The following is a 23118-nucleotide window of genomic DNA, read 5'->3' as shown; positions in this document are numbered from 1 at the left end:
TCAGCCGTTCGCCAGCTCTCCGAGCAGCTTCCAGGTACGGCGTCGGTCCGCCTCACCACCCAGGTCCGTCGCGGTGAACACCACTTCCGTCGCCCCGGCCTCGCGGTACCGGTGCACCTCGGCCGCAACGGTCTCCTCGTCGCCGATGACGGCCAGGTCCACGGCCCGGGTGCCGCCGGAAAGCCCGATGACGCGCTGGTAGGAAGGAAACTGCTCGTAGAACGCGAGCGTCCCGGTCGCGGTCTCCCGTACCGCCTCGACGTCGGCGGTGACCACGCCGGGCACGAAGGCAACGATCCGGGGCGCCGGCCGGCCCGCCGCCTCGGCCGCCGCGGTGACGGCCGGAACGATGTGCTCGGCGAGGGCGCGCGGCCCTGCCAGGAGCGGAATGATGCCGTCCGCGAGTTCACCGGAAGCGCGCAGTGCCTGCGGCGCCATGGCGGCGACCAGCAGCGGGACCGGCGGATCGGCGCCCGGCACCGACGCCGGCAGCGGTGTGGTGGCGGTCAGCAGTTCTCCGTGGAAGTCGGCGCTGCCCGTCTCCACGAGTTGGCGCAGGGCGGTGAGGAACTCCCGGAGCCGGGCGATGGGGCGGTCGTACGGAATGCCGAAGCCTGCCTCGGTCAGGTGCTTGGTGCCGAGCGCGAGCCCGAGGTGGTAGCGGCCGCCGGTGGCGGCCTGGGCCGTCTGTGCCTGGCTGGACACGAGCAGCGGATGGCGGCCGAAGACGGGGATCGCGGCGGTCCCGACGTGCAGCCCGGGAACCTCGCGGCCGACGATCGCGGCAAGGGAGGGAGAGTCGTACGCGAAGGTCTGCCCGAACCATGCGGAGCGCAGTCCGGCCTCGTGGGCCTCCCGCGCGAGATGCACCGTGCTGTCGATCCGGTTCTGGAGAGCGAGCGCTACACCGATGGTCATACACAGGGCAACCGGCGCCCGCGTGACGGGCATTCCTGCTCGCGCATGACAAGCTCGTGGCGGCCTCGTGACAGCGCTCAAGGACTCAGCGCGCCCGGCGGGAAGTCGTCACCCGGCTGGTCGTAGGGTGCGGAGCGGCGATTCGCTGAAGGGGAGGCGGTCGGGGCGGACACGCCGCCCCGACCGCCTCCCCTTCGACTCGTCGAGTCTCTGATCTTCTACTTGGCGCTTCGCGTCGCGGCACTGCTCGCGATACCGAGGAAGGCCCGTACCGGATCCTCCGGATACTTGAAGTCCGCGACGAGCTCCCGCTTCGCGAAGTACACGCGGCCTTGCTCGACGATGATGTCCGACTTGTCTGGATCACCGAACTGGCGGTCACTGCTGTTGTCGTCCGGCAGGCGGAACAGCAGGAACGGGGTCTCCTTGCCCGTACGCGGATCCAGGCTGATCACCGCAGCGGGGCCGATGTCGTCGCGCGTCGCGCGGTAGACCAGGAGCTGGTCGCCGCTCGTCCGCAGCGGATAGATCGGCTGCCCCTCGCGCCCGTTGAACTTGCGCAGCGTCTTGCCCGTCGCGACATCGAACCCCACGATCCAGTTCGCCTCCTGTCCGTTCTCGGACCCCACCTTGCTGGCGACGAAGATCTCGGTGCGCCCCACCACCATCGCGTCACAGTTCTCCACCACGCCGAAGCGCGACGTGCTGGAGTACCGGACGCCGCACATCGGGTCGTAGCTCTCGCCGTGCAGGGAAATGGTGGCGCTGTGCTTGCCGTCCGCGTCGAGGGTGATCAAGTCGGTCACCGTGGTGTCCCCGGCCCCGACGGCGAGCACCGGCGGATCGGACGAGGGCAGATAGACGGTCGTGATGCCCTTGCCGACCTTGTACGTCCACTTGGCCTTGCCCGTACGGGGATCGAGCTTCTGCACCTCGTACGTGACGTCGGGCAGGGATCCGCATCGGGCCAGGGCGAGAAGCGCGCGCCCTCCGGCGAACCCGTGGTCCTCGCACCGGGAGACGGTCGTGCTCTTCCAGAGCTGCTTGCCGTCCTTCATGTCGTACGCCACCGAGCCCTGATCCCATGCCACGGCGACGGTGCCCCGCGTCATGGTCAGGTTCGTGTTCGTCACGAACGCGGAGGCGGCCTCGGGCATCTTCGACTGCCAGAGCTTCTTGCCTGTGTCGATGTCGAAGAACACCACCTCGTCGCAGACGCCCTCGGTCGGGGACCCCTTGGGCTTGGGGGGCTGGACGACCACGGCCGTACGACCGTCCGCGGTCACGTGCTTGGTCGTCGCGCAGATATGGCCGCCGAGCTTGAGCGTCCACGCCTTGTCGCCGCCGTACCGGTCGACCTTGAAGCCCATGACCTCGTCGGCGATGCCCTTGGCGAAGATCTTGCCGGTCGCCCAGGTGCCCGGCGCATAGCGGGGGTTGACGTCCGTGGTCTTCTCGAGGTTCTCCTCCATCCAGCCGACGGCCAGTTCACCCTCGGGCGTGCTCGGGAGCTTCTCGACCGTCTCCCTGATGTCGTCGGGAGCTTGCGGAGCAGCCGTCGCCTTGCTGTTCGCCGGGGTCTTGTCGCCGGTCCCGTACATCAGAAGCCACCCGCCCACGCACAACACCACGACGAGTACGGCGGCCACGGCGCCGATCAGTCTCGTACGGCGCCGTCTTCGGTCGGTGTCCGCCGCCAACGCGGATTGGGTGTACGGAGAAGGAGGCGGGCCGAAGCTCACGCGCGGGAGTCCTTTCAGTGAAGGCCGTTCGGTCTCGGGGGAGCCCCCTACTATGCCCGCTCGTTGATCGTGTACATGCGGGGGGTGACGTAGCGGGCAGTCGGCACGCGGAGTTGGGGGGTGGGGACACGGCAAACTAACTCCAGTCCCGAGCTGGGTGCCGGGGCCTGTACGACCCACCCCCCCATGGCCGCGAGTCCCTCACGATCTCCGTCCGGCCGAACACGCCGCACCGTATCCCGAGCCACTGACAACACAGCCGGTCCGGGGGCCAACGCTTGTCAGCGGATGTGACTGCTGAACTCGTCGCGGAGATCGGCCCGTTGTGCCGGCGCCCGAGGTCAAGGAACAGGCTGAGAAGCTGCGCGTGAACCTCCTTGCACCGGTCACCGCCCGGAAGGGGTGCGGGTCATTCGCTGCCGGGAGGGCGTGGATGTTCCATGCGGGAGAGCCAGGTCGTGAGCAGTGCTTCGAGCGCCTTGGCCTCGGCGGGGGCCAGCAGGTCCAGCAAGTGACGTTCGTTGCGCATGTGGTCGGTGAACGCACGGTCGATCAGCTCGCGCCCGGGCTTCGTGAGGGCGACGATCCGGCCGCGTTGGTCGTCGTCGGAGCGGCGGCGGGTGACAAGCCCGGCCCGCTCCAAGCGGTCGATTCTCTTCGACATCGCGCCGGTGGTGACCATGGTGTGCGCGGCGAGCTCGCCAGGTGCCCGCTCGTACGGCTGACCCGCGCGGCGGAGGGCACACAGGACGTCGAACTCCCCCTCGCTGAGGCCGTAGCGGCCGTATACGAGGCAGAGTTCTTCGGTGAGCTGGTCCGCCAGGCGGTGCAGCCGGCCGATCACTCCCTGCGGGGTGACATCGAGGTCGGGCCGTTCACGGCGCCAGTCGGCCTGGATGCGGGCTACACGGTCCAACGGTTGCCGGTCTTCCATGGACACCATATTAGCTTCCCGGGAAGCTATATTGTCTTCCATGGAAGCTAATGCACGTTGGGTGGCACTGACCGCGGTCGCACCGGTGGCATGGGGGGCCAACTACTTCGTCACGCACGAGTTCCTCCCCGCCGACCGGCCGCTCTACGGGGCTGCTCTGCGTGCGCTGCCCGCCGGCCTCATCCTGCTGGCCCTGTGCAGGCAGCGGCCGCGTGGCGCATGGTGGTGGCGATCCGCGGTGCTCGGGCTGCTCAACGCGAGCGTGTTCTTCGTCCTCGTCTACGTCGCTTCCCAGCTGCTGCCGACGAGCGTCGCCTCGACCGTCATGGCGGTGTCCCCGCTGACGATGATGCTCATAGCCTGGCCCCTGGTGTCCGAGCGGCCCCGGACCGCCCACCTGGCCGGCGCCGCGATCGGGCTCGCCGGGGTGTGTCTCATGCTGCTCACGGGGGTGGAAAGGGTGAGCGTGCCGGGAGTCCTCGCCTCCGCCGCCGCCATGCTGGTGTCGTCCTTCGGCCACATCCTGGCCAAGCGGTGGAGCGCCGACGCCGACGTACTCGCCTCGACCGCCTGGCAGCTCACCGCCGGAGGCCTGTTCCTGCTCCCAGCTGCCGCAGCCGTGGAGGGTCCTCCCCCCGCGCTCTCCACGCCGGCACTCCTCGCGTTCGGCTACGTCACCCTGGTCGCCACCGCGCTGGCCTTCGCCGCCTGGTTCACCGGACTGCGGCACCTGCCCGCAGGGACCGTCGGTCTGATCGGACTGCTCAACCCCGTCACGGGCGTACTGCTCGGCACAGTGGTCGCCGCCGAGGTGCTGACCGTTCAGCAACTGTGCGGACTGGGCCTGGTCCTGGCCGGAGTCCTCCTCGGCCGACCCACGCGCGCAGACCGCCGCGGCAGCAGTCAGAAACCCGCCCATCCTGTCTCTGCCGAAAGTCCCGCGCGCGAGCCATCCCCGAGCAATCCTCGATGAGTACGCGGGGCTCCCGGCGGTCACGTCCGCTTCGTACAGGCACAAATTCGTGAGAACGAAATGCCCAAGGGACCCTAAAGTCAACGGTGACCCTCAGCACCTAGAGAGGCACCTGCATGCATGACACAGCCGACTTCATGGCGGACATCTATGCACTGGGCACCGGGCCATGGACGATGACGCCCGTCACCCGTGGCGCGCTGGGCCAGATCTGGAAGTTAACCGGAAACGGCTCCTCATGGGCAGTGAAGGAACTCCTCTTCGGCTGCGACAAGCAGCAGGTCCACCGGGAGGCCGCGCTACGGAACGCCACGGAGAAACTGGGGATCGTGTCGCCACGATTCATCCCGAATCGCGACGGTGAATACGTCTCACGACTCCCTCCCCCGTTGGGCGGCTCCTACGTAAAGCTGTACGACTGGGTCAACGGGACTGAGGCAGACGCCTCCGACCCGGAAGTCCTGAGCTGGTTCGGCCGAACCCTGGCACTCCTCCACATGGCCGGAAAGGGTGCAACCGCGACACCGAACGCCTGGTACGAGGAGTGCCACCTGGCCGCCGACTGGGCAGAACTGCACGAGGAGATTCGCCAGGCAGGTCTGCCGTGGTCGGACGCGCTGGGGCAATTCCTCTCCACCTCGGCGGCAGAGCTGACGCACCATGTGACCACGTCGGACCCTGGTGATTTGGTGACGTCACATCTCGACCTACAGCCCCAGAATGTTCTGGTTGGTCCGGCCGGGCCGGTTCTCCTCGACTGGGACAACGCAGGATCCACATCGGCGGAACGCGAGCTCGCACGAGCCATTTACGTATGGTCGGGCGGGAACCAGTTCCAGACGGATTCCGCTCGGCGATTGGCCCGCGCGTATGTGGATGCAGGAGGTCGTGCGACCGTCAAAGGCCTGGATTCGTTCTCGATGCTCTTCGCAACGGCCTTGAACTATCTTTACGTGCAGGCCGAGTGCGCGATCGATCCGACCGTGACCGCCGCGCAGCGGGAGTTCGCGAGCGGCCAAGTCGTTGCCTCCTTGCGGAACATGCCGGACCTGGCCGCGGCCTCCCGATTGATCCAGGCCCTTGAGACCGAGTGGTGACCGGTCGGTCATCGAGGTCATCGCAGACCACTCACGCGTTCACGGAAAAGCGGGAGCTGTGCCCGTCCGAACATCTGGCGTGCGAACTGGATCGGGAGAGTGTCACAGTCACTGCCGTGACCTTGATGGACGTACTCGTCGGCTTCTCCAGCACTGGCCGGATCGGGCCCCTGAGCTGCGGAATGTCCCTGGCTGAGGCTGAAGATCTCCTCGGCCCGGGGCGCCCGCACCCCGCCCACATCTTGAAGGGGCCCGATATCGACGGCTATCCGTACTCCTGGGGCGGGCTGCGGCTGGTGGTCACTCAGCGGGCCGTCAGCGGAATCTGGGTCAGCCTCTGGCCCGGTTCGACCGCCGGACTTCCGCCGCTCGTCCTGCCCGATTCCGAGTCGTTCGAGGCCACCGTCCTCCGCGAGGACCTGATCGCCGCCCTGGACAACGCAGGCTGCCGGCACGCCGTCAACAGCAGACTCACCTTCGGCGAGCAGTCAAGTCTCATCACCCAACCCGCTGACGTCTGCGCGGTCTTCAGCCTGCCGGGACGGGACAACCACGTGCCGCACCGTGATCGGCACTACCTCGACGTGATGCACAAGCACACGGCTTGACACTGCTGATTTCACAGAACGATCGGCAGCACCGTGTGTGCCTGGCCACTGGCCTCCATGGACGGCCGGGCGGGGCGCCCGAGGCGTCGCCGCCCTCCCAGTCGTGCTGGTGTGCCGTCACCATCTGTGGTTACCTGACCCCATGACCGTGCTTGTGACCCGCCGCCACGTTGACTACGTGCGTGTCACCACCACGGGTTGTTCCGCCGTGAGCTGACGCTCCGCTCCGGTATCTGATCCCCCTCTTCACCACCGCGCCGCACTGTCCTCCGCCCTGCCCTTTTCAGGTCCGGACAGCAGCCCCGCGGTCTCTTCACGCACCCCGCACGCCCCGCACAAGGGAGAACCATGAGCCAGCCGATCGACTCCGTCACCGCCGGCCACACCCCCGAGGACGAACCCGCCGGGCCCGACACCTCGGCCTGGTCGTTCGAGACCAAGCAGATCCACGCCGGTGCCGCGCCGGACCCGACGACCGGGGCGCGGGCGACGCCGATCTACCAGACCACCTCGTTCGTCTTCCGCGACACCCAGCACGCCGCCGACCTGTTCTCGCTCGCCGAGCCGGGCAACATCTACACCCGCATTCACAACCCGACCCAGGACGTCTTCGAGCAGCGGATCGCCGCGCTCGAAGGCGGGGTCGCCGCGGTGGCCCTGGCCTCCGGGCAGGCCGCGGAGACCCTGGCGATCCTGACTCTGGCGAGCGCCGGCGACCACATCGTCTCCAGCACGTCCCTGTACGGCGGCACGTACAACCTGTTCCGGCACACGCTGCCCAAGCTGGGCATCGAGGTGTCGTTCGTGGACGACCCGGACGACGTCGAGGCCTGGCGGGCGGCGATCCGGCCCCACACCAAGGCGCTGTTCGCAGAGACGCTGGGCAATCCGCGCGGCAATGTCCTGGACGTGCGGGCGGTCGCGGATGTCGCCCATGAGGCCGGGGTGCCACTGATCGTGGACAACACCGTGCCGACTCCCTATCTGCTGCGGCCCCTTGAGCACGGCGCGGACATCGTCGTGCACTCGGCGACCAAGTTCCTCGGCGGACACGGGACCACCATCGCGGGTGTCGTCGTGGACGGCGGCACCTTCGACTTCGGCGCGCATGCCGAGCGCTTCCCCGACTTCACCGAGCCCGACCCGAGCTACCACGGGCTGCGGTACTGGCCGGCGCTCGGCCCGGGCGCCTTCGCGATCAAGCTGCGGGTCCAGCTGCTGCGCGACCTCGGCCCCGCCCTCGCGCCGCACTCCGCGTTCCTGCTGCTTCAAGGCGTGGAGACCCTGAGTCTGCGCATCGAGCGGCACTCGGCCAACGCCCAGGCCCTCGCGGAGTGGCTGGAGCAGCGCGACGAGGTCGCCGCTGTCCACTATCCGGGACTGGAATCCAGCCAGTGGTACAAGGCGGGGCAGAAGTACCTCCCGCGCGGTGCCGGTGCCGTGGTCTCCTTCGAGCTGCGGGACGGCGTCGAGGCGGGCAAGCGGTTCGTGGACGCGGTCGAGCTGTTCAGTCACCTCGCCAACATCGGCGACGTACGCAGTCTCATCATCCATCCGGCGTCCACCACCCACAGCCAGCTGGACGATGCGCAGTTGGCGGCGACCGGCACCTCGCCCGGCCTGGTGCGCCTGTCGGTCGGCATCGAGAACCTCGCCGATCTCAAGGCGGACCTGGAGGCCGGCTTCCGCGCGGCGAAGGGCGCGTCCTGAACACCGTACTGACGACCTCCGAGGTCCCCCTCCCGCCGGCCTCAGGCGCCTGGAGGGAGGGGGACCCTCCGGGGCGCCGCCAATGGCACGTACGGGAGAAACCGCTGCCGTTGGAGGCAGCAGGTGAACTGCCCGGTGCGCGGCTCGCGTTCGAAACCTGGGGGCGGCTGGCAGCGGACCGCTCCAACGCCGTACTGGTGCTCCACGCGCTCACCGGCGACAGCCATGTCGCCGGACCGGCTGAACCCGGTCACCCCACCCCCGGCTGGTGGGACGGGCTCATCGGGGCCGGGCTGGCATTGGACACGGACCGCTGGTTCGTCGTCGCTCCCAATGTGCTGGGCGGCTGCCAGGGCAGTACCGGACCGTCCTCAACACGTCCCGACGGGCGGCACTGGGGTGGAACCTTCCCCGCCCTGACACAGCGCGACCAGGTCGCTGCGGAAGCCGGCCTGGCCGACGCACTCGGCATCGACCGCTGGGCCCTGGTGGTCGGCGGCTCCATGGGCGGGATGCGCGCCGTGGAGTGGGCCGTCTCGTATCCGGAGCGCACGAGCGCACTCCTCCTGCTCGCCACCACGGCGGCGGCAAGCGCGGAGCAGATCGCCTGGGCCAACATCCAGCTCCACGCCATTCGCAGCGACCCGCACTGGCGCGGCGGCGACTACCACGACACCGGCCGCGGTCCGCACGCGGGACTCGGCCTGGCCCGCCGCCTCGCCCACGTCACCTACCGCAGCGAGCCGGAGTTGCAGGTCCGCTTCGGTCGCACGCCCCAGGGTTCGGAGGACCCCTGGAACGGCGGCCGGTACCAGGTCGAGTCCTATCTCGACCACCACGCCGCCAAGCTGGTGCGCCGCTTCGATGCGGGGAGCTATGTCGTGCTGGCGGACGCCATGAACACGCACGACATCGGCCGCGGTCGCGGCGGTACGCGCGCCGCCCTGCGCCGCGTGACCGCCAGGACGCTGGTCGCCGGAGTGAGCTCGGACCGCCTGTATCCCCTCAGCCAGCAGGCGGAGCTGGCCGCCGGGATCCGCACAGCGGATCACCTCCGAGTGATCGAATCCCCCTACGGTCACGACGGCTTCCTCATCGAAGTGGAACAGGTCGCCGCGCTCGTACGCGAACTCGTCGGTTAGCGGCGACCGTTCAGGTCCGTTGATCCGTCACACCACGCTCACCGGATGCCGTACCACCGCGTCGAAGAGGTAGCCCTGTGTGTTGGGGACGGCGATGTCCGGCTGAGTGCGGCCGGCCGTGTCCGTGGCGCGGGCCAGCAGGTGGGTGGCGCCGGGTGCGTCGGGCTGCCAACCGAGGGACCAGCGGGTCCAGGTACCGGCGCGGGGCCGGTCGTGCAGGCGGGCGGGCCGCCAGTTCGCGCCGCTGTCGGTGCTGACGTCGACCCGGGCGACGGCTCCCGCGCCCGACCACGACCGTCCGTGCAGTACGTGCCTCTGGCCCGCCGTGAACGTGGCCCCGCTCGCCAGCTCGAAGGCGCTCTTCGTGGCCTGCCGGGTGAGCGGCGCGCTGCCGCCCTCGGGGTGGGAGGGGCCGAACAGCCGGTAGAAGGTGGTGTTCCAGGGCGAGTAGAGCGGCTGCGCGGACACCTCGATGTCGCCGACCCACTTGATCGACGCGATCCCCACCCAGGAGGGCACCAACACCCGCACCGGATAACCGTGGTCGTACGGAAGCTGCTCACCGTTCATCTCGTACGCGAGCAGTACATCGTCCAGCGCCTTGGCCAGCGGCAGTGGACGGCGTACCCGTCCCAGACTCTCACCGCCGCTGACGTACTCGGCGTCCAGGCCGCGCGGCTGCACGTCCACGGCGTACGGGGACAGCCCGGCTCTGCGCAGTACGTCGGCCAGGCGCACCCCGCGCCAGCGTGCGACGCCGATCGCTCCCAGGGTCCACGGGGTGCCGGTGACCGTCTCGCCCTGCTGTGTCGTGTAGTAGGAGCGACCGTTTCCGGCGCACTCGACAAATGCGGTACGGGTGACGGCCGGCAGGGCTCGCAGATCGTCGTACCCGAACTCCACCGGCCGGTCCTCGCCGGGCGTGCCGCGCAGCCCGCTCCCCCACAGCCGCAGCCGCCAGTCGTCGGCTTCCAGGACGGGGGTGGCGGTGTGGTTGCGTACGAAGAACAGCTCGTTGGGGGTGTGGTGGCCGGTTCCGCGCAGCGCCTCCCAGCGGGTCTCGGCGTTGGTGCCGCGCGCGATGAACCACTCGGGCGGCAGGGGCTTGACGATCGGCCCGTCGGCGGCGTGGGCGGGCCGCGTGGCACCGAGGGCGGTCCCGGCGGCGGTGGCGGCGAGCAGGGTGAGCAGCCGACGGCGGGTGACCCCGTCGGCCCTGGCCTCACCGGCGAGCCACTGGCGCAGTCTGCGGCGGTCGTAGTCGGTTTCGTAGCGGTGACCGGCGGGGGTGGGTGAAGGCATGGCGGGTCCTCGTCATGAAGGGACGAAAAGTGCGAGAGGGATCGGCGCAGGCCAGGGCACGGGCATCCGCGGGTGGGGCGGATGCGTGCACAACTGGCTTGTCCAGCAGGACTGTTGACCGAGAGAGGAGGAAGCGCGTGATCAGCCGGTCGTCCGACACAGCGCGGCGGCCACCCGGACGAGGTCCACGGCGCGGCGGCGGGTCAGAGGCTCCGGCAACGGCATGGCGGGATGCAAACACGTGGGGCGGACGGTGTCAACGGAGCGTTCACGTCGGCACGGTGAGGCACGGACGGGCCGAACAGGGCGAACGGACCGCGTCTGCCGAGGAGTTGCCCTCCCTGGTCGAGTGACCTCGACGCTCTTGCCCTTGACGCGCACGTCAGGGGTTAACGTCTGCGCGCCGACAGCCGGACCGGTCCGGCTGTCACAGTCCGCGCTCATCCTCGAACCCGTTCAGGAGCCCGACATGGCCGCTGTCCTGCCCGCCACGACCCGCGAGATCCTGCTGGCCGGCATCCCCGGCGGGCTGCCCGGGCCCGAGCACTTCACGGTCACGCGGAAGCCGGTCCCCGTCCCCGGTCCGGGACAAGTCGTCGTCCGGAACCGGTACTTCCTCGTCTTCCCCGGGCTGCGCACACTGATCGGCAGCCAGGCCGACAGCGTACCGCTGCCCCGCATCCACGCCGGCGACGCCCTGTTCGGTCCCGCTGTCGGTGAGGTCGTCGCGGCCGCGCCCGGCGGTCCGTTGCGCCCGGGAGACACGGTCACGCATCTGCTCGGGTGGCGCGAGCACGCGCTGGTGGCGGCGGCCGAGTGCACTCCGCTGGGCGATGTCCTGCCCGACCCGGTGGCCCATCTTTCGTCCGGGTCGGCCGCCTACGGCGCACTGACCCGGCTCGCCGAAGTCCGCCCCGGCGACACCGTGTTCGTCACGGGCGCGGCGGGAGCCGTGGGAACCCTGGCGGGCCCCGTCGCGCGTCTGCTGGGCGCCACGAGGGTCATCGGGAGCACCCGTTCGCCGGACAAGGCCGAGCGGCTGCGGGCCGAACTGGGCTACGACGCGGTCGTGGTGCCCGGACCCCGGCCGATCGACGAGCAACTGGCCGCGGCGGCGCCGGACGGCATCGACGTGCTGCTGGACACCGTCGGCGGTGACCAGCTGGCCGCGGCTGTTCGCGCCGCGCGCCGGGGCGCCCGCTTCGTACTGGTCGGCGCGCTGTCAGGACAGTTGTCGCCGCGCGGGGACGGTGGCAGCGCGCCCGCGGAGATCGACACCTTCCGGCTCGTCACCCAAGGCGTCTCGCTGCGCGGCTACAGCGGCCAGGACCATCCCGAGGTGACGGAGGAATGGACCAAGCGCTTCGGGGACTGGCTGCGCTCCGGCGAGATCACCTTCCCGCATATGCGGATCCCGGGCATGGATCACGCGGCCCGGGCGTTGCAGGAACTGTTCGAGGGGCGGCACTTCGGGACCGTCGTCGTGGAGTTGCCGCCGGAGTGATGCGTCGTCGCGCTCGAGTCGCGGCGACGGAGGCTGAGGCGCGAGGTCGGACATGCGGATCGGGGATGCGGCGGCAGCGGCGGGGACCACCCCGCGGGCACTGCGGTTCTACGAGGAACGCGGCCTGCTGCCACCACCGCGGCGCACCGCCACCGGGCAACGAGAGTACGGGCCGGGTGAGGTGGCCCGAGTCCGCGTCATCCGTGAGCTGCTGGCACTCGGGCTCACCGTCGAGGATCTGCGCGGCGTCGCCGACCGGATCGACCTGCTGGTCGAGAATCCCCAACGACGGTGTGGGCGCCCCGACTCCGACGTCCCCGGCTCCGGGGTGGTCGACCGCAGACTCGCGGCCCTCGACGCCGAGATCGACCGCCTGACCCGTCTGCGCGCCCATCTGGCCCTGCGCACATACGGACAGCCGTGAGGACACGTCTGCGGCGGCAGGATCGGCCTCGCGCAGCACGGAGACGAGACGGCGCCATCCTCCCCGGACTCCATCCAATCCACACAAAGGGGATGGAATTGGCCATAGTCACCTGAGATAGGATGTCCGTGATCCATACGGACCTCGCCTCTCGGCTGGTGACCTGCGCAGACCATACTGGGAGGGCACACCGCTCCCCACCCGCAAAGTGACCGATGCCCAAGTCCTCCACCGACCGTGCCACGGCCCCGGAATCAGTCTGGCTGGCAAGCGGGCGCCACACCGGACCCGCCCCGCAGAAGGTCCTTCGGGACAACCTCCGGAAGCTGAAGGCCGCCGGGACCATCCAGGACTTCCTGGAGCCGGAGAACTCGGCGACCTCCGACCAGCATGTCTTCGAGGCCCGCTGGCTGGTCGGCGACGCCGTCACCGTACGGGCGCGGCTCACCACCGACCGGCGTGAGCACGCGGCCGAAGAGCGGTGCTGGACGCTGGCGGCCGAGGCGGAGCGGCCCTGGGATCACGCGTGGCCCTCCCCCGCGACCATGTTCTGGCCCGAGAACAGCGACGTCTCCTGGGACCACGACAGGGTGGCCGGGCTCCGTCTGCGGGACATCAACCCGCTGCCGAAGGAGGACGCGGCGCTGCGCCGCCTGCTGAGGGATGCCGCGCGCCACAGCTGGAGCATTAACGTCGTCGTCCACGAGGCGATGACCACCGACGACCGCGGCCGGCTCCCCCTGGCCCGGCTGCTTCCGCCCGGACTGCGGCATCGCGTCGTGGAACACCGGGCCGCGCCCGAGCAGTTCCAGGCCGTCAACTGGGCGCTGTACGACGTGGGGACGCGGGTGCCGCGCGGTGGCGCTGTCATTCTGCCCGGCACGCCTGCCCGGCTGGGGTACGACGAGCAGGACTTCAGCGTGCGCAGCGTGTTCCTCGACGGCTCGGAGCCGACAGAGCTTCTGGACAAAGTCGTACGGTATGCCGCGCTGCCGCGGCCCCTGCCGGAAGAAGCGGCGGAAGCGCTCACCGCTCTCCGGCAGGACTGGCATCTGCTGACCCTCGAAGAGGAACTTGCCCACGCACGGGCGCTGGTGGACTCCTACGCCGAAGCGCTCGACGCCATGACCAAGTCGCGCGACCTGTACCGCGAGGCGACCGAACACGCCCACGCGGCACTCGCCGAGATCAAGGAGCTCCGGGGCACGGCATACCCCGCGCTCGGGACATCGCGCGGCCAGAACGGGCGCTCGCCGAACCCGCTGACGAAGACGATTCAGCGCGTCACGGACACCATGAGAGCGCGGCGCACGCCGAGCGACGACGGGGCGAGCCGCACGGACCGCTGACCGCGCGCCCGCACCCGGCCCCGCCACGCGGCGCGCGGGTGGCCGTCACTCGCGCGGGTGCTTGTCACGCGCCTCGCCAGATATTGGCGAACGCCGCGTTTTCGAAGGCCCGCCTCTGGCGTACGGCTTCCAGTTCCAGCACCGCCTCGTCGACGGCGGCCAGCACGGTCGTCACCGTGTCGTCGACGGTGCCCGGGGAGTCCGAGTTCTGCACGTCGTGGATCCCGACGACCGCCGCGAGGGCGGCGAGGACGGGCTCGTCCGCTGCCCAGCGGTGCATGGCCCGGCGGCGTGCGGCCGAATCGACCAGCGCCATTCGGTCGGCGCCGAGGGACAACCGGCCGCGCCGTTGCCGGGTGAGCAGGCCGGCCTCCTCGAAGGCGGCCAGATAGGCCGCGGACAGGTCACGGCCTCGGCGCCACAGCCAGTCTTCGACGCGCTCGTACGGCACCTGCCGGGCGAGCGACGACGCGGCCTCGGCCATGAGGGGATCATCCGTCGTCGGCGGCCGGGTCGGCACCATGCGGTCGCCGACCAGCATGAGGGCCTCGGCGCGGAGGAGGTCGATCACCTCGGCTCCGGCGAGCGCGAGCGACAGGTCGCCCTGCCCCACAGGAGAGCTCGGCTCCGCGTCGACGGCGATGATGAACAGGTCCTTGGCCGTGGTCATGAACGGCTCCCCTCGGAGTCATCGGCAACGAAACGATACGTGGCCGGGCGGTCGGCCCGGCGTCAAGTGGGTGACGCAACGCGGGGCGGGCCTCCACGCGTGCCATGCTGGAACTCCGGATCTTGACGGAGAACGGGGAAAAGCGGCAGCGTGAGGACAGCGACACGGCCGAGCCGGACGAGGATCTGGGGCCGGATCCGGCACCGGATCTGGGACCGGTTCGCGGCCTCCGACCCCGGGCTGTTGCGGCTCATGGCGGGGCTGCGGACAGTCGGCGCCATCGCGCTCACGCTCGCGGTCCTGGCGCTGCTCAAGGCCGATGTGAGTCACATGGTGACCGGCGCCATGGCGGCCATGGTCGCGACCTTCGCCATCAAGGAGAAGCAGCGGCGCGAACAGGCCCTCACACTCGCGCTCGGTCTGCCCGTGGCACTTGTGGCGATGTCGCTGGGAGCGCTGTTGAACACCAGGGTCGTCGCGGGCGACCTCTTCTTCATCGCCCTGATCTTCGCCGCCGTGTACAGCCGCCGGTTCGGTGATCGCGGTACCGCCCTGGGACTCATCGGGTTTCAGATCTACTTCGTCTCCCTGTTCGTCGGAGCCAGTTACTCCGCTCTGCCCGGGCTCTGCGGAACACTGGCCATCGCGTTCGCCTGCAGTGCGGTGGTGCGGTTCGGCCTGGTCGTCGAGATGCCCGAACGTGTCCTGCTGCGACTGCGCGAGGCCTTCCGGGCTCGTCTGGCCCAATTGGTGACCGCCCAGATCGAGCTGCTCGACGCCGGGCCCGACGGTGTCGAGAAGGCCCTGGAGGACGTACGCCGGCACACCGCGCGCCTCCACGAGAGCGCGCTGATGATCCAGGGGCGGCTGGAACAGGGCACCAGAGACAGCGCCACCGCCTCGCTCGTACAGCGCCGCGTGGCCGACGCCGAGATCGCCGCCGAGCGGCTCGATGTTCTCCTCCTCAGCGCGCGCAGCGCCGAACGCGCCCCCACCCTCACCCTGCACCTCCCGGACGCGCCCGTGCCGGCGCCGAGCAACCGGCTGCGGGCACACGACGACACCACCGCGATGCTGCGCCGCGACCTCGACGCACTGCGCCTGCTGGTCGTCCGCCCCGTGGCGTTCGACCGCGGCACCGGGCTGGCCCATCTGCGCAACCGGCTGCTCGGTTACCGCGACGAGGAGAATCTGCCACGCGCCTCGGCCGCCGTCCAGGACGTCTTCCGCGGCATCGGAGAGGCGGCGCGCTCCGTCCTGGGCCTGCGGCTGGCCCTCGACGGCCCCCAGGACGAATCCGACGACACACCGTCGACGACCCGTTCGCGCGAGGAGCTGGAGGCCGAGGACATCGCCATCGCCGGGTCCGAGGAGAGCGAGCCGGACGCGGACCGCCCCCAGGGGCTGGAGCGTCCCACGACCCGTGCCGCGATCCAGGTGTCGGTGGGTTCGGCGCTGGCCATCGTCGGCGGGGAACTCCTCTCCAGCCAGCGCTGGTACTGGGCGGTGCTGACCTGCTGGGTCGTCTTCCTGAACACGGCGTCCACCGGGGAGATCCTCGTCAAGGGCTACCGCCGGCTGTTGGGCACCGTTCTCGGCGTCATCGCCGGTGTCGGCCTGGCGGGTGTGGTCGGCAAACACACCTGGACGGCGTTCGCCCTCGTGCTGCTGTTCATCTTCGCCATGTTCTTCACCGCGCCGCTGTCGTACGCCCTGATGTCCTTCTTCGTCACCGCGATGCTGGGGTTGCTGTACACGCTGCTCAACACCTACAGCCCCGCCGTTCTCGTCCTGCGGATCGAGGAGACCGCGCTCGGCGCCGCCTGCGGTGTGATCGCGGCCGCCCTGATCCTGCCGGTCAACACCGATCGACGCACCGATGAACTCCTCGGCACGGTGCTGACCCGGCTCGGTGACGTCACCGGTGCCGCGGTGGAACAGCTCAGTGGCGGGCCCGCGCTCGATCTGCTGGACATGGCCCGGGATCTCGACAAGGCACTCGACGATCTACGGTCCTCCACGCAGCCGTTGACCCATCCGATCACCCCGCTGCGGGCCCGCCGGCAGACCGCTCGCTACGTCGTGGCCCTGCTGGAGACGTGCGCCTACCACGCGCGTTCACTGGCGGCGACGGCCGAAGTCCTCCCCTACAGCAAGACCGTCGCCGCGGACCCCCGTCTCAAGGTCGCGGGACGGCGTATCGCCCACAACATCGACGTCCTGGTCGCCCGTGTCGAGGACGACGACACGGGCGGGGTGGCCGAGACCGGTGCGAGCCTCGCGTCCATGCTGGAGACGGACGGACCGGGTGCCCCTCGGCACGACCGCGTCACACACCGGGTGCTGCGGCATCTGCAGCGCTTGGACGAGGGCGTGATCGGCCTCGCCCGCCCGCTGGGGGTACCGGTCTCGACAGCCGGCAGAGCGAGCTAGCCGGCCGCCGCGAGCACGCTACGGGAGCACCCGTCAGCCCACGTTCCACAGGAACCGGTGCGTGTGGATCCCGAAGTACGGGAACGACTGCACCTGACGGACCCCTTCGATCGGACGGACGACGTCGTTGACGAAGTCCAGCAGATCCCGCGGGCCCGGGCAGACCACCTCGGCGAACAGGTCGAAGCCGCCGGAGGTCAGTACCGAGTAGACCACCTCGGCCCGTTCGGCCAGTGCGTCGGCGACCGTTCGTGGGTCGCCGTCGACGGCGATGCCGAGCAGGGCCATCGACTGTCCGCCCATGCCCATCGGGTCGGTGACTCCGACCACCTGCACGGACTGGGAGTCGAGCAGTCGTTGCAGTCGCTGGCGGGCCGCCGACGCGGACAGGCCTACTTTGGGGCCGAGTTCGGCATACGCGATACGGCCGTCGATCTGCAGTTCGCGCAGAATGGCCCGGTCGATCTCGTCCACGGTCTTCCTCTCCGGCTGGGTGGCTGGCTCCAAGACTGACGGCGCTGTTCAGCCGACCAGTTCGGCCAGGGCGGCGGCGAAGACATCAGTGTGCGTGTCCACGTCCTCCTCCGTGGTGGCGGGGCACATGAGCGCCATGTTGTGGAACGGGGTCAGCAGGATGCCCCGGTTGGCGAGATAGAGGTGGAGGAAGTCCTCCAGCTCCGTGTCGGCGGCCCCGGCGGACTCGGTTCCGTTGCGCGGCGCGGGGTCGGCGAAGCGGTACTCGGTGCGGGCGCCGAGCCGGCTCACCGACCACGGGAGGGCCCAGGTGTCGATGCCGGCGCGCACCCCTGCCTCGAACCGCTCCGAAAGCTTCGCCATCGAGTCGAAGGCCTCGTCGGTGAGGACGTGCTCCAGGGTCGCACGCATCGCGGCGACGGAGAGAGCGTTGCCGGCGAGGGTGCCGCCGACTCCGCCCATGTCGACCAGGTCCAGGTCGTCACGGTCCAGCAGCTGCTCGGCGAGCTCGGCCGAGAGACCGTACGCGCCGGCCGGAATGCCTCCGCCGATCGCCTTGCCGATGGTGAGCAGGTCCGGCTCCAGGCCCCAGGCGGCAGTGCAGCCACCGGGTCCCGCGGAGAAGGTGTGCGTCTCGTCGTTGATGAGGAGGGTGCCGTACTGGCGCGTCAGTGCGCGCACGCCCTCCAGGTAGCCGGGCTCGGGCAGCACGATGCCGATGTTGGTGAGCGCGGGCTCCATGAGTACGGCGGCCACGTCGCCGTGGGCGAGTTCGCGCTCCAGCTGCGCCAGGTCGTTGAATTCGGCGACCCGGCTGGTGAGCGTGACGTCGCAGGGGGCGCCGACATTGCCGGGGCGGGCGGTGCCGTGTCCGTCCGGGCCGACCACGATCAGCGACTCGTCGACGCTGCCGTGGTAGCTGTAGCTGTTCACCAGGATCTTCGGACGTCCGGTGACCGCCCGGGCCAGCCGGATGGACCAGCGGTTGGCGTCGGTCGCCGTCAGCGAGAAGCTCCAGCGCGCGAGGCCGAAGCGGCGGGTGAGCTCGGCGCCGACCCATTCGGCGTCCTCGGTGGGCAGCATCGCGGTCGCGCCGCCGAGTTCCCCGAACCGGCTCCGCACCGCCTCGGCCACCACCGCGGGCGAATGGCCGGCCATCGCGCCCGTGTCTCCGAGGCAGAAGTCGATGTACTCGTGGCCGTCGATGTCGGTGACTCGGGCGCCGCGCGCGGTGTCCAGGTAGCGGGGGAACGCTCCCGCGGTCTTGTTCATCCACGTCATCGGTACCCGGCCGAAGAGGTGGTCGGCCCGCTGGTAGGCGGCCTGGGAACGCGGGTTGCGGCGCTCGGCCTCGGCACTCTCGCGGGCCAGGAGCTGCTGGAGGCGGGTGCGGTCCATTGAGGTGCCCCTTCATCTGTGGTGACCGAATGCAGCGATCCTACGAATGAAAGCGTCACTGGAGCAAGCCTCTGCGATCGATTCCGCTGCGTCAACGATCGAATCGTCGGTGAGTAGGGGCCGTGATGGTCGCCGGGCTAGGAGGAACCCTCCGGCGCCCACACCCGGTCCGCGTAGTCCAGGAAGTTCCTGCCGAGGATCTTCTCGATGCGCTCGGAGCGGTAACCGCGCCGTTCCAGGAGGCGGATCAGCTCCCGGAACTGGTCCACTCCGCGCAGGTCGAGCACGAAGGGGAGTGTGTCGCCGCGCTCCCCCGCCGCGCCGACGCCGGCCTCGCGACGCAGGGCCACGTGCTCGGCGAGATGCGCCCGGTAGGCGTCGAGGTCGTCGATGGACGTGATGGTTCCGTCGGTGCCGATGCCGACGTGGTCCTCTCCGCACACGTTCACCGCGTGGTCGATGTGCTCGACGACGTCCGCGGCACGGGCGTGACCGGAGAGGTTGAGGAAGGGCATGAAGTAGATGCCCACGAAGCCGCCGCGCGAGGCCACCAGCCGGAGTTCCTCGTCGGTCTTGTTGCGCGGCAGGTCGGCCAGTGCCCGGCACCCCGTGTGGTTGATCGACACCGGACTGCGCGAGATCTTCGCGGCCTCCAGGCAGGTGCGTTCCCCGCTGTGGGAGAGGTCGACCATGAGGTGGTGGTCGCCCAGAGCCTCGACGACGCGCCGGCCGAAGTCGCTCAGCCCCCGGTTGGCGGCCGCCATCGAACCGTCGCCGATGTGGTTGGCCTGGTTGTAGGTGAGCTGGACGACACGGACACCCAGGTCGGCGAAGGTGCCGATGCGACCCGTGTCCTCGCCGACGGCCACGGCGTTCTGGAAGCCGTAGATGACACCGATCCGGCCCTCCCTCCTGGCCCGGTGGACATCGGCGACTGTGCGGACCTTCGTGAGATCCGCCGGGTTGTCACGGATGATCGCGTCCCATACGGCGATCTCGTGCAGCGTGTGCTCGTACGGCGGCAGATCGCCCATGGTGTAGCCGAGCGTGATGTTGACGGCGGTGAGGCCGGAGGCGTGGGCGTCGGCCAGGGTCCGGGCGTCGACGGTGAGTTGCTCGCTGGAGGGGTTGAGCTGTGCGGCGGCCTCGGACGACCGCGGTGCGTTGGGATTGTCGAGCTGCCCGAGGGCGTTGATGATCATGGGGGTGGTGGTCATCGGGTCTCCTCGTCGCGGCCGGACTCTTCGGCATGGCTGTCTGCGGGCACGAACTCGCCGCGTTCGAAGCGACGGCCCCGCTTGACGGTCAGCGTGACACTGCGCAGATGGTCGATGTCCCGCAGCGGATCGTCGTCCAGGACGACGAAGTTGGCGAGCTTGCCCGCTTCGACGCTTCCCATGACGTCCTCGGCACCGGCGCTTCGGGCGCCGATCAGCGTGGCCGAGCGCAGCACCTGCTCGGGCGGGATCCCACAGCGGCGTACGAGGAAGGCCAACTCCTCGTACAGCGCGGGGAAGGGGTCCTTCGGATCGGTCTCATAGTCCGTGCCCGTGGAGATGTCGACGCCGGCGCGGTACGCCTGGGCGGTGATCCGTGCGGCGAGTTCGGTGTTGGCGGCCGCGCGTGCCGCGTCCTGTGGACCGTCGCCGGCCAGGGCGTCGCTCGCCCACATGCCGGCGGTCGCGTCGAGGACGGTTCCGCGCCGGCGCATCAGGGCGAAGAGTCCCTCAAGACGGGGATCGTCGCCGGAGGCGAACCGCTCGTGGTCGACCTGCGGTTTGTCCTTGTAGCTCGTCAGCTGTCCTTCGGCGCCCTCGAAGGCGAGCAGGGTGACATGGGAAACGCTGTCGGCGCCGGCCAGGACGACCTGTCGGGGCGTGGCGGGGAAGACGGTGGCGTGGGCCCAGACGGGGATGCCCTGGTGGTGTGCCTCCGCGGCGATCGCGGCGACGGCGGTGTGGTCGAGATCCGCGTAGACCTTGATCGCACAGGCGTGCGTTCCGCGCGCCAGGGCCACGGCCAGACGCAGGTCCGTGTCGTCCGTGATGGCCTGCATCCACGGCACGGCGCCCGGAGTCTCCCCCTGGGACACCTGGTGGGTGCGTGGGTCGTCGAAGAAGCCCGGCCCCGCCATCAGCGCGGCGTAGCGGATGTCCGGGCCGGGGATCTCGCCGACCAGCACGGCCCGCGCGAGGTCGCCCACCTGCCGCAGGTCGTCGGCCATGTCGCGGATCGCTGTGACACCGCTGTAGACGAGCCGGCGCAGCACCGCCTCGGCCGACGGCCGGTCCGGAGGGGTCGCGATGTGCTGATGCGAGTCGATCAGGCCGGGCATGACGAAACGTCCGTCGAGGTCGAAGACCTGCGCGTCCGCGGGCAGATCCTCGGCGATCACGGCATCGTCGGCGACCGCGCGGATCGTCGGGCCGTCGATCAGGATCGACGTCGAGGGCCGGGGCGGCCGACCGGTGCCGTCGAACAGCGTGGCACCGCGGTACACCGCGACCGCCCCCTTCGGCGAGGGCGCGTGCGGGGTGGGTGCGCCCGATGCCTCGTTCGTCATCTTCACCTCAGTGTCTGCTTGTTGCGGTGCCTGTTGCCCGTTGCCCGTTGGCGTGCTTGTTACGCTCTACGTAACAGATGTATCGCTTGTAGAAACATGCGTTACCGTACGCTCGCACCTCCCGACGCCACAAGGAGTGGTCGGAATTGCCCGAAGCGCCTCGCACCGCGGTGGACAAGGCTCTTGACCTGGTCGAGGCGGTGGCCCGTGCGTCCCAGCCACCGCGCCTCACCGACCTGGCCGAGGAGGTCGGCCTGCACCGTGCCACCGCCTACCGCGTGCTCCTTGACCTCGTACGCCGCGGCTGGGTGCTGCGGGCCGGCGACCGCTATCTGCCCGGCACCGCGGTGCTGCAGCTGTCGTCCTCCGCGGCCAGGAACTCCCTCACCGCGCTCGCCCGTCCGGTGCTCACCGCCCTGTCCGAACGCACCGGCCTGATGGTCAACCTGCAGGTGCCGGAGGCCGACAGGTCCCGGGTGATCGACGTCGTGCGGCCCGACCGCCTCGCCATGATCAGTCACCTGATGGGCGAGGCCCTGCCCGTCCACCGGTTCGCCGGCCCCCTCGCCCTGGTCGCCGCGCTCGACCCGTCCGCTCGAGCCCCCTATCTCCGCCCCGCGGAGGAGGCCGGGTGCGAGCTGACCGGGCCGGACGGGCTGCTGGCCGACATCGAGCGCACCGAGCGGTCCGGATTCGCCGTCGAGTACGGCCGCAACGAACAGCCCGTCGCCTCCCTCAGCCGCGCCGTCGTCCCCCAGCCGGGCACGCCCGTCTGTGCGCTGACCGTCGTGGGACTGAACGCGGAGTTCGACGCATCCCGCCTTCCCCGGCTGCGACAGGATCTGCGGGAGGCGACCGACGAACTGCGGCGGATCCTCTCCGGCCCCGGCGCACCCACCACCCTCCCGGACGGTCCGTCATGAGCGAGATCCTCTTCCTCGACGGCGCGCAGACGCGTGCCGCGCTCGACCCGCACCGCGTCATCGACGCCGTGGCGACGGCGCTCATCGCCATCAGCCGGGGTGAGGCCTCCGCGCCACCGCGGATCGCGGCCCGCGCCCCGGGTGGACTGCTGGGCGCCATGCCCGGTTACGTTCCCGGACTCGGGCTCGCGGCCAAACTCGTCTCCGTGTTCGGCGACCCGGCACGGCCCGGACGCAGCAGTCACCGCGGCATCGTGGCGCTCTTCGACGCCGAGGACGGCCGTCCGCTGGCCCTGATGGACGCCGAGCCCCTCACCGAGATCCGCACCGCGGCCGCCGCCACCGTCAGCGCCCGCGTCCTGGCCCGGCCCCACCCCACCCGCGTCGCCGTCATCGGGACCGGCGCCCAAGCGCGTGCCCAGATCCGGCTGCTCGCAGCCATCGATCCCACGACCCCGGTCAGCGTCGGCGGCCGCGACCCCCAACGCGCCGAGAGCGCCGCCGCTCTCCATCCCGCGGGCCGGGCCGCACCCGGTATCGAGGCGGCGGTGCGCGAGGCCGACACGGTCTTCTGCTGCACCGGAGCGGTCCAGCCCGTGATCCTCCGCGCCTGGCTCGCCCCCGGCGCACACATCAGCTCGGTAGGGGGATCCCACGGGCCCGAACTGGACGCCGACACCGTCCACGACGCCACACTCTTCACCGAGTGGCCCGGCGCCGCCACGACCCAACCCCCGTCCGGCGCACACGAGTTGCAGGGCCTCCCTGCCGGGCGGCCCGTCACACTCCTCGGCTCCGTCCTCTCCGGCCACCACCCCGGCCGCCGGACCGACACCGAACTCACCCTCTTCAAATCCACCGGCCATGCCGCACTGGACGTCGCCGCCGCACATGTCGCCCACACCGTCGCCGAAGCCGGCGGCGCGGGCACACGCATCGTGATGTGACTCGCCC

The 23118-nt window shown here is 70.2% G+C and carries 20 protein-coding genes; 11 read left to right on the top strand and 9 right to left on the bottom strand.

Annotation, left to right across the window (positions count from 1 at the left end; genetic code table 11):
- From AB5J50_RS47855 to AB5J50_RS47845, 3 genes are all read right to left on the bottom strand, one after another.
- Positions 1-918: an LLM class F420-dependent oxidoreductase gene (locus AB5J50_RS47855; protein ID WP_369264790.1), complete on the bottom strand. Its 918-nt coding sequence runs from the start codon at positions 916-918 to the stop codon at positions 1-3.
- Positions 919-1136: 218 nt separating this feature from the next.
- Positions 1137-2660: a PQQ-binding-like beta-propeller repeat protein gene (locus AB5J50_RS47850; protein WP_369264789.1), complete on the bottom strand. Its 1524-nt coding sequence runs from the start codon at positions 2658-2660 to the stop codon at positions 1137-1139.
- 409 nt (positions 2661-3069) lie between these two features.
- The gene (locus AB5J50_RS47845) at positions 3070-3594 is read right to left on the bottom strand and encodes a MarR family winged helix-turn-helix transcriptional regulator (RefSeq protein WP_369264788.1); all 525 of its coding nucleotides are present in this window, start codon (positions 3592-3594) and stop codon (positions 3070-3072) included.
- A gap of 40 nt (positions 3595-3634) precedes the next feature.
- Here AB5J50_RS47845 and AB5J50_RS47840 point away from each other — a divergent pair, with 40 nt between their 5' ends.
- The 5 genes from AB5J50_RS47840 to AB5J50_RS47820 all read left to right on the top strand — a co-directional run bounded on the left by AB5J50_RS47840 (position 3635) and on the right by AB5J50_RS47820 (position 9124).
- Positions 3635-4567 carry an EamA family transporter gene (locus AB5J50_RS47840; RefSeq protein WP_369264787.1) on the top strand — a complete coding sequence of 311 codons (933 nt, stop codon included), beginning with the start codon at positions 3635-3637 and terminating at the stop codon, positions 4565-4567.
- Between the two features lie 116 nt (positions 4568-4683).
- Complete coding sequence (locus tag AB5J50_RS47835; protein WP_369264786.1) at positions 4684-5664, top strand: phosphotransferase enzyme family protein; 981 nt, start codon at positions 4684-4686, stop codon at positions 5662-5664.
- A 116-nt stretch (positions 5665-5780) separates the two neighbouring features.
- Complete coding sequence (locus AB5J50_RS47830) at positions 5781-6272, top strand: hypothetical protein (protein ID WP_369264785.1); 492 nt, start codon at positions 5781-5783, stop codon at positions 6270-6272.
- 348 nt (positions 6273-6620) lie between these two features.
- Positions 6621-7982: a bifunctional o-acetylhomoserine/o-acetylserine sulfhydrylase gene (locus AB5J50_RS47825; protein ID WP_369264784.1), complete on the top strand. Its 1362-nt coding sequence runs from the start codon at positions 6621-6623 to the stop codon at positions 7980-7982.
- Positions 7979-9124: a homoserine O-acetyltransferase gene (locus AB5J50_RS47820; RefSeq protein WP_369265715.1), complete on the top strand. Its 1146-nt coding sequence runs from the start codon at positions 7979-7981 to the stop codon at positions 9122-9124. Before AB5J50_RS47825 ends, AB5J50_RS47820 begins: the two co-directional genes overlap by 4 nt.
- A gap of 27 nt (positions 9125-9151) precedes the next feature.
- On the opposite strand, the gene AB5J50_RS47815 is transcribed toward AB5J50_RS47820, so the two are convergent.
- The gene (locus AB5J50_RS47815) at positions 9152-10426 is read right to left on the bottom strand and encodes a sulfite oxidase (protein ID WP_369264783.1); all 1275 of its coding nucleotides are present in this window, start codon (positions 10424-10426) and stop codon (positions 9152-9154) included.
- Between the two features lie 469 nt (positions 10427-10895).
- Here AB5J50_RS47815 and AB5J50_RS47810 point away from each other — a divergent pair, with 469 nt between their 5' ends.
- From AB5J50_RS47810 to AB5J50_RS47800, 3 genes are all read left to right on the top strand, one after another.
- The gene (locus tag AB5J50_RS47810; RefSeq protein ID WP_369264782.1) at positions 10896-11930 is read left to right on the top strand and encodes an NADP-dependent oxidoreductase; all 1035 of its coding nucleotides are present in this window, start codon (positions 10896-10898) and stop codon (positions 11928-11930) included.
- Between the two features lie 52 nt (positions 11931-11982).
- Complete coding sequence (locus AB5J50_RS47805) at positions 11983-12354, top strand: MerR family transcriptional regulator (protein WP_369264781.1); 372 nt, start codon at positions 11983-11985, stop codon at positions 12352-12354.
- 215 nt (positions 12355-12569) lie between these two features.
- Entirely contained in the window at positions 12570-13703 is a 1134-nt protein-coding gene (locus AB5J50_RS47800) for a hypothetical protein (RefSeq protein WP_369264780.1), read from the top strand.
- Positions 13704-13767: 64 nt separating this feature from the next.
- Here AB5J50_RS47800 and AB5J50_RS47795 read toward each other — a convergent pair whose 3' ends face one another.
- Positions 13768-14373, bottom strand: a complete 606-nt coding sequence (locus AB5J50_RS47795; RefSeq protein ID WP_369264779.1) for a GPP34 family phosphoprotein — start codon at positions 14371-14373, stop codon at positions 13768-13770.
- Positions 14374-14625: 252 nt separating this feature from the next.
- On the opposite strand from AB5J50_RS47795, the gene AB5J50_RS47790 reads away from it, so the two are divergent.
- Positions 14626-16806 (top strand): FUSC family protein, encoded by a 2181-nt coding sequence (locus tag AB5J50_RS47790; protein ID WP_369265714.1) that lies wholly within the window; start codon positions 14626-14628, stop codon positions 16804-16806.
- Between the two features lie 33 nt (positions 16807-16839).
- On the opposite strand, the gene AB5J50_RS47785 is transcribed toward AB5J50_RS47790, so the two are convergent.
- The 4 genes from AB5J50_RS47785 to AB5J50_RS47770 all read right to left on the bottom strand — a co-directional run bounded on the left by AB5J50_RS47785 (position 16840) and on the right by AB5J50_RS47770 (position 21241).
- On the bottom strand, positions 16840-17280 hold the full coding sequence (locus AB5J50_RS47785; protein ID WP_369264778.1) for an Lrp/AsnC family transcriptional regulator: 441 nt from the start codon (positions 17278-17280) through the stop codon (positions 16840-16842).
- Between the two features lie 48 nt (positions 17281-17328).
- On the bottom strand, positions 17329-18678 hold the full coding sequence (locus AB5J50_RS47780; protein WP_369264777.1) for a transaminase: 1350 nt from the start codon (positions 18676-18678) through the stop codon (positions 17329-17331).
- A 137-nt stretch (positions 18679-18815) separates the two neighbouring features.
- Positions 18816-19895, bottom strand: coding sequence for a dipeptidase (locus AB5J50_RS47775; protein WP_369264776.1), 1080 nt, complete (start codon positions 19893-19895; stop codon positions 18816-18818).
- Positions 19892-21241 carry an amidohydrolase family protein gene (locus tag AB5J50_RS47770; RefSeq protein ID WP_369264775.1) on the bottom strand — a complete coding sequence of 450 codons (1350 nt, stop codon included), beginning with the start codon at positions 21239-21241 and terminating at the stop codon, positions 19892-19894. The genes AB5J50_RS47775 and AB5J50_RS47770 overlap by 4 nt, the downstream gene beginning before the upstream one ends.
- A 146-nt stretch (positions 21242-21387) precedes the next feature.
- Here AB5J50_RS47770 and AB5J50_RS47765 point away from each other — a divergent pair, with 146 nt between their 5' ends.
- Both AB5J50_RS47765 and AB5J50_RS47760 read left to right on the top strand, forming a co-directional pair.
- Entirely contained in the window at positions 21388-22164 is a 777-nt protein-coding gene (locus AB5J50_RS47765) for an IclR family transcriptional regulator (RefSeq protein ID WP_369264774.1), read from the top strand.
- A complete protein-coding gene (locus AB5J50_RS47760) occupies positions 22161-23111 on the top strand; it encodes an ornithine cyclodeaminase family protein (protein ID WP_369264773.1) in 951 nt (316 codons plus the stop codon). Before AB5J50_RS47765 ends, AB5J50_RS47760 begins: the two co-directional genes overlap by 4 nt.
- Positions 23112-23118: the final 7 nt, after the last annotated feature.

It is taken from the genome of Streptomyces sp. R35 (assembly GCF_041053035.1).
Taxonomy (GTDB): domain Bacteria; phylum Actinomycetota; class Actinomycetes; order Streptomycetales; family Streptomycetaceae; genus Streptomyces; species Streptomyces lutosisoli.
The sequence above is the reverse complement of the archived record's forward strand: the minus strand, read 5'-3'. Positions and strand labels throughout refer to the sequence as shown.